This window comes from Celeribacter sp., from assembly GCF_048270365.1.
Lineage (GTDB): Bacteria > Pseudomonadota > Alphaproteobacteria > Rhodobacterales > Rhodobacteraceae > Celeribacter.
The window spans coordinates 1-418 of sequence record NZ_JBLWTA010000077.1 but is presented as its reverse complement, the minus strand read 5'-3'; the positions used below and the strand labels follow the sequence as shown (position 1 = coordinate 418).

Annotated in this window: 1 protein-coding gene; it reads right to left on the bottom strand. The window is 59.6% G+C overall.

Annotation, left to right across the window (positions count from 1 at the left end; translation table 11 throughout):
• On the bottom strand, positions 1-328 hold a 328-nt coding region (locus ACN0X0_RS23130), incomplete at its 3' end, for a carboxymuconolactone decarboxylase family protein (RefSeq protein WP_417281149.1).
• Positions 329-418: the final 90 nt, after the last annotated feature.

The following is a 418-nucleotide window of genomic DNA, read 5'->3' as shown; positions in this document are numbered from 1 at the left end:
CGTCTAGGGCTTCCAGTGCCCGACCCCCATATACGACCGAAGGGCCGCCACCCATCTCGATTGCGACCGCGATTGCCTCGATCACCTCGGCGCGCGTTGCGCCGTGTTTCAGCGCGGCCCGCAGGTGGAACACGATACAATCCTCGCACCGAATCGCGATGGAAATCGAGAGCGCCATCAGCTCTTTGACTTTGCCCGACAATGCCCCATCGCCAGACACGGCACTTACCAATTGGCTGTAGGGCTTCATGGGTGCAGGGGCTGCCTTGAACAGGGCGCCCACGCGTTTGTCGATCTCTGCGCCCTCTGCGCGGTAGTTTTTGCTCATCATTTTCCTCCCATCAGGCCCGTTTGACAGGGATGCGTTTCCCAAAAGCGGTGCAGGTGTCTTGGACCTTTGGCGGCACTATGATTGTTG